This window comes from Streptomyces sp. NPDC059142, from assembly GCF_042755665.1.
Lineage (GTDB): Bacteria > Actinomycetota > Actinomycetes > Streptomycetales > Streptomycetaceae > Streptomyces.
The window spans coordinates 37,653-43,063 of record NZ_JBHZDA010000063.1 but is presented as its reverse complement, the minus strand read 5'-3'; the positions used below and the strand labels follow the sequence as shown (position 1 = coordinate 43,063).

Annotated in this window: 5 protein-coding genes; 3 read left to right on the top strand and 2 right to left on the bottom strand. The window is 69.5% G+C overall.

Annotated features, from left to right (window positions below; translation table 11 throughout):
* Positions 1–160: 160 nt before the first annotated feature.
* Entirely contained in the window at positions 161–1,162 is a 1,002-nt protein-coding gene (locus ACFXPK_RS22095; protein ID WP_385077885.1) for a TAXI family TRAP transporter solute-binding subunit, read from the top strand.
* 34 nt (positions 1,163–1,196) lie between these two features.
* On the opposite strand, the gene ACFXPK_RS22090 is transcribed toward ACFXPK_RS22095, so the two are convergent.
* Together ACFXPK_RS22090 and ACFXPK_RS22085 are read right to left on the bottom strand one after the other, a co-directional pair.
* Complete coding sequence (locus tag ACFXPK_RS22090; RefSeq protein ID WP_385077882.1) at positions 1,197–2,600, bottom strand: ATP-binding protein; 1,404 nt, start codon at positions 2,598–2,600, stop codon at positions 1,197–1,199.
* A gap of 7 nt (positions 2,601–2,607) precedes the next feature.
* The gene (locus tag ACFXPK_RS22085) at positions 2,608–3,315 is read right to left on the bottom strand and encodes a response regulator transcription factor (RefSeq protein WP_384995392.1); all 708 of its coding nucleotides are present in this window, start codon (positions 3,313–3,315) and stop codon (positions 2,608–2,610) included.
* 286 nt (positions 3,316–3,601) lie between these two features.
* On the opposite strand from ACFXPK_RS22085, the gene ACFXPK_RS22080 reads away from it, so the two are divergent.
* On the top strand, positions 3,602–4,387 hold the full coding sequence (locus tag ACFXPK_RS22080) for an amino acid ABC transporter ATP-binding protein (protein WP_384995390.1): 786 nt from the start codon (positions 3,602–3,604) through the stop codon (positions 4,385–4,387).
* A 104-nt stretch (positions 4,388–4,491) separates the two neighbouring features.
* Positions 4,492–5,331 carry a glutamate ABC transporter substrate-binding protein gene (locus tag ACFXPK_RS22075; protein ID WP_384995388.1) on the top strand — a complete coding sequence of 280 codons (840 nt, stop codon included), beginning with the start codon at positions 4,492–4,494 and terminating at the stop codon, positions 5,329–5,331.
* Positions 5,332–5,411 lie beyond the last annotated feature (80 nt).

Here is a 5,411-nt window from a genome sequence, read left to right as displayed (position 1 = left end):
TGCAGCGGGCCGCCGCGGCTGCTCAGCCCAAAGGGGGTGGCGCCCCGGGCCGCCCCCCGGCCGCCTCCCCCGGGGCCCCGGCCGGGCCCCGGGCGGAGGCGGGTGGCGAGTCCTGGACAGGGCCTGGCCATCACGGGGAGTGACCTGACAGGATCGGCGCATGGTCAGCCTTCCGTTCCGCCTCACCCGTGGCCGCGCCCTGCGAGGGGCCGCGGCCGGGCTGGTGGTGCTCGGGCTGCTGGTGTGGTGGCTGGCGCCGATCGGCCCGGCGTCGCCGAGCGGTTCGGTCACCTTCAGTACGGGCGTGACGACGGGGGTCTACCAGCGGTACGGGACGCTGCTCAAGGAGGATCTGGCGCGCGACCTGCCCCGGGTCTCGGTCGACCTGCGGGACAGCGAGGGCTCCCAGCAGAATCTGGCCCGGGTGGCCACGGGCGAGGCCGACTTCACGATCGCCACCGCCGACGCCGTCGCCAAGTACCGGAAGGACAGCCTCCCCGGCGCCGCCGGACTGCGCGGCTGCGCCCGGCTCTACGACGACTACGTGCAGCTCGTCGCCGCCAAGAGCGCCGGGATCGGCTCCGTCCGGGAGCTGCGGGGCAAGAAGGTGGGCGTGGGGCAGAAGGGATCGGGGGTCCGGCTGCTCGCGGAGCGGATCCTGAGCGCCGCCGGGCTCGACCCCGAGCGGGACATCAGCCCGGTCCCGGCCGGGATAGACACCATGCCCGGCCTGCTCGAAGAGGGGAAGCTGGACGCCTTCTTCTGGTCGGGCGGGCTGCCCACCGCCGCCGTGCAGGAGCTGTCCGCGCGCTTCGACATACGGCTGGTCCCGCTGGACGCCGCGCTGATCGAGAAGTTGCACGCCTCGGGCGGGGAGGACGCGCGCTACTACCGCTCGGCAGAGATACCCGCCGACGCGTACGACGGGATACGGAGCACGGCCCCCGTCCCGACGGTCGCGGTGGCGAATCTCCTCGTCACCAACGACGGGATCGACCCGGATCTGGTGGAGGGCTTCACCCATACCGTGATCAAGAGCCGGGACCGTATCGGCCACCAGGTGCACCCCGCCCAGTTGGTGGATCTGCGGACCGCCATCTACACGGACCCGCTCAAGCTGCACGAGGGCGCGACGCGCTACTACCAGTCGGTCAAGCCGTAGCCCCAGGACCGGCCGGCCAGCCAGCCGACCGCGGTCAGGGCGCCGTTCTCGGGACGCTGACGGTGACCCGCAGACCGTGGGGCTCGCCGTGCGCGTAGGTGATCGTGCCGTCGCCCGCCGCGAGCAGCGCCCTGGTGATGGAGAGGCCGAGCCCTGAGCCCTTGATGTTCTGGTGGCGGTTGCTGCGCCAGAAGCGGTCGCCGATGCGGGACAGTTCCTCGTCGGTGAGCCCGGGGCCGCCGTCGTCGACGACGACCGTGGAGGTCGCGCCGTTACGGGCCACCGTGACCGTCACCTCCTCGCCGGCGGGGGTGAACTTGAGAGCGTTGTCGATCACCGCGTCCAGGGCGCTGGAGAGGGCGATGGGGTCGGCCCAGCCGGTCACCGCGGCGCGGTGCTCGGTCAGCCGTACGCCCTTCTCCTCGGCCAGCGCCCGCCAGGCCGCGACCCGCTCGGCGGCGATCTCCCCGATGTCGGTGACCCGCAGATCGGCGGCGGTGTGCTCGGCCAGCGCCAGGTCCAGCAGGTCGTCGAGGACCTGCGCGAGCCGTCTGCCCTCGGTGCGTACGGAGGCGATCTCCGGGTTCCCCTGCGGCAGTTCGAGGCCGAGCAGCTCGATCCGCAGCAGCAGCGCGGAGAGCGGGTTGCGCAACTGGTGGGAGGCGTCGGCGACAAAGGCGCGCTGCTGTTCCAGGACGTCCTCGACGTTGTCGGCCATCTCGTTGAACGAGCCCGCCAGCCGTCGCAGTTCCGGCGGGCCGCCCGCCGCGGCGACGCGCGACTTCATCCGGCCGGTGGCGATGTCGTGGGTGACGGCGTCCAGGACCCGTACGGGCTTCAGCACCCACCCGGTCAGCCGGATGGCGGCCCCGACGGCGACGAGCAGGGCCACCGCCTCCCCCGCCCCGATGACCAGCCAGCTCCGCAGGGTGCGCGAACGCATCTGGCCGGTCGGCGAGTCGGTCACCACGACCGCGACGACGTCCCCGTCCCGCACCACGGGCGAGTCCACGACGAGCCGGCCGTTCTGCCAGGGCCAGACCTGCTCGGGGTCGTCGCTGCGACGGCCCAGCAGGGCCTCCTGGAAGGACTGGCGCCCCGTGCCCTCCGCGGGCACCCGCCACCCCTTCGGGGCGCTGGCCATGGCCTCGCCGTCGCGGTAGAAGACGCCGACCCTGATCCCGTACACCTCGTGGTAGCGGGTCAGTTCCTCCTCCAGCAGGTCGCGCCGTTCCTGGCTGCCCGCGCGGCCCTCCGTACCGGTGCGGCCCTCGGAGACGAACTGCGCGAGGGCCGCGACCCGGGCCGTGTCGTCGATCCGGTCGATGACGACGTCCTGCTGTTCGGCGGCGGCGCGGCTGACGGCGAGCGGGAACCCCAGGGCGAGGAGCACGGCCGCCATGAGGATGATCAGCAGCGGCAGGAGTCGGGACGTCACCGGGCCGCTACGACCCCGGGTGCGGGGCCGGGACGACCAGCCGGTAGCCGACCCCGCGTACGGTCTCGATCAGCGCGGGCATGCCGAGCTTGGAGCGCAGCGACGCCACATGGACCTCCAGCGTGCGCCCGGTGCCCTCCCAACTCGTACGCCACACCTCGCTGATGATCTGTTCCCGGCCGAAGACGACTCCGGGGCGCTGCGCGAGCAGGGCCAGCAGGTCGAACTCCTTGCGGGTGAGCTGTACGGGCAGGCCGTCGACGGAGACCCGGCGGGTGGGCAGTTCGAGGGTGAGGCGTCCGAGTCGCTGGGCCGCCTCGTCCGGGTGCCCCGGCTCGTCCCCGCCCACGGCGCGCCGGCTGACGGCGTGGATACGGGCGAGGAGTTCACCGGTGTCGTACGGCTTGACCACGTAGTCGTCGGCCCCGAGGTTGAGGCCGTGGATCCGGGAGCGTACGTCGGCCCGCGCCGTCACCATGATCACCGGGGTCGAGGTGATCTTCCGGATCTTGCCGCAGACCTGGTAGCCGTCCTGGTCGGGCAGTCCGAGGTCGAGCAGGACCACCGCGAACGGCGGTCTGCCGCCGGAGGGCAGGACGGCCTGCAGCGCCTCCTCACCGCTGCGGGCATGGACGACCTGGAATCCGTGCTTGGCGAGCACGGCGGACAGGGCGGCGGCGACATGGTCGTCGTCCTCCACGAGCAGCAGCCTCACGGGCCCCCTTTTCGGTCGCGATCCCGAATGTCGGGATCTTGAGTCATGTCCGATGTAGGTGTCTACGTATCTGGCATCCATGCCGATGGCGCCGCGCCAGTCAAGAGCCTTCCCGTTACACCGAGGTTTCCGTTACCCACCCGGTACTCCTCGCACCGCCCACTTCACACGGAGTGTCCGGTTGCGGCCGGATCGTTATGCTCAATTTCAGCTCAGATGTAATGACGCTGATCGCAGTGCGTGACTAGGGTCCTCCCCAACCGAGTGAGGACGGAGCAAAAAGCCGATGAGCGGAGTGTCAGCGACCAAGGACACCGGGAGCGCCGGGCCGGCGACGGGCGACCTGGTCGTACTGAGCAACGTGAACAAGCACTTCGGCGCGCTGCATGTGCTCCAGGACATCGACCTGACCATCGCCCGTGGCGAGGTCGTGGTCGTCATCGGACCCTCCGGGTCCGGCAAGTCCACACTGTGCCGCACCATCAACCGCCTGGAGACGATCGATTCGGGTTCGATCTCGATCGATGCCAAGCCCCTGCCCGACGAGGGCAAGGAACTGGCGAAGCTGCGTGCCGATGTCGGCATGGTCTTCCAGTCGTTCAACCTCTTCGCACACAAGACGGTGCTGGAGAACGTCACGCTGGGCCAGATCAAGGTCCGCAAGACGGACAAGAAGGAGGCCGAGGCGACCGCGCGCACCCTGCTCGACCGCGTGGGCGTCGGCTCGCAGGCCGACAAGTACCCCGCCCAGCTCTCGGGCGGCCAGCAGCAGCGTGTCGCCATCGCGCGGGCCCTGGCGATGAACCCGAAGGTCATGCTCTTCGACGAGCCGACCTCGGCGCTCGACCCCGAGATGATCAACGAAGTACTCGAAGTCATGCAGCAACTGGCCCGCGACGGCATGACGATGGTCGTCGTCACGCACGAGATGGGCTTCGCCCGCTCCGCCGCGAACCGGGTCGTCTTCATGGCCGACGGGCGGATCGTCGAAGAGGCGACGCCCGACGAGTTCTTCAGCAATCCGCGCAGCGACCGCGCCAAGGACTTCCTCTCGAAGATCCTGCACCACTGATCACCCAGTTCACGGCTCTTCTCAGCGTCTTACGGCTCTTTCACGGCTCTACCGAGTCCGGCAGAACCTGATTCGTTCACGTCTCACTTGAGGGAAGTTCACGCATGAAGCTCCACAAGGCAAGCGCGGCCGCGGCCGCCGCACTGGTCCTCTCCCTGACCGCCACCGCCTGCGGCGGCAAGAGCGAGGAGGGCGGCGCCGGGGGTTCCGGTGGCGACAAGATCACCATCGGTATCAAGTTCGACCAGCCCGGCCTCGGCCTGAAGAAGCCGGACGGCACCTTCGCGGGCTTCGACGTCGACGTCGCCACGTATGTCGCCAAGGAACTCGGCTACGACGCGAAGAACATCATCTGGAAAGAGGCGCCCAGCGCCGAGCGCGAGAACCTGATCTCCAACGGTGACGTGAAGTTCGTCGCCGCGAGCTACACGATCAACGACGAGCGCAAGAAGAAGGTCGACTTCGCCGGCCCCTACTTCCTGGCCCACCAGGACCTGCTGGTCCGCGCGGACGACACGTCCGTCACCAAGGCCGAGGACCTGAACTCCAAGAAGCTCTGTTCCGTCACCGGCTCCACCTCGGCGCAGAACGTCAAGGACAAGCTCGCCCCCAAGGCGGACCTCATGGCGGTCGGCGGCTACTCGGAGTGCCTGACCGGTCTGGAGAACAAGGCCGTCGACGCCCTGACCACGGACGACTCCATTCTCGCGGGTTACGCCTCGCAGAAGGAGCACCAGGGCAAGTTCAAGCTGCTGAGCCTCAAGCTCAGCGACGAGCCCTACGGTATCGGCCTCAAGAAGGGCGACACCGAGCTCCAGAAGAAGATCAACGACGCGCTCACCAAGATGGAGTCGGACGGTTCCTGGGAGAAGGCCGTGACCGCCAACTTCGGTCCGGCCAACTACAAGAACGAGCCCGCCCCGAAGATCGACGCCGCGAGCTGAGAGAAGCAGTGACTAGGGGGACGGGCGGGGCAGAGCGGGGGGCTGACACGCCCCCGCCCCGAAGCGACCGGGCACGGAGT

Excerpts from the sequence above, each read along its gene's own strand:
- ACFXPK_RS22095 (WP_385077885.1), top strand. The coding sequence starts at position 161 with ATGGTCAGCCTTCCGTTCCGCCTCACCCGTGGCCGCGCCCTGCGAGGG.
- ACFXPK_RS22080 (WP_384995390.1), top strand. The coding sequence starts at position 3,602 with ATGAGCGGAGTGTCAGCGACCAAGGACACCGGGAGCGCCGGGCCGGCG.
- ACFXPK_RS22075 (WP_384995388.1), top strand. The coding sequence starts at position 4,492 with ATGAAGCTCCACAAGGCAAGCGCGGCCGCGGCCGCCGCACTGGTCCTC.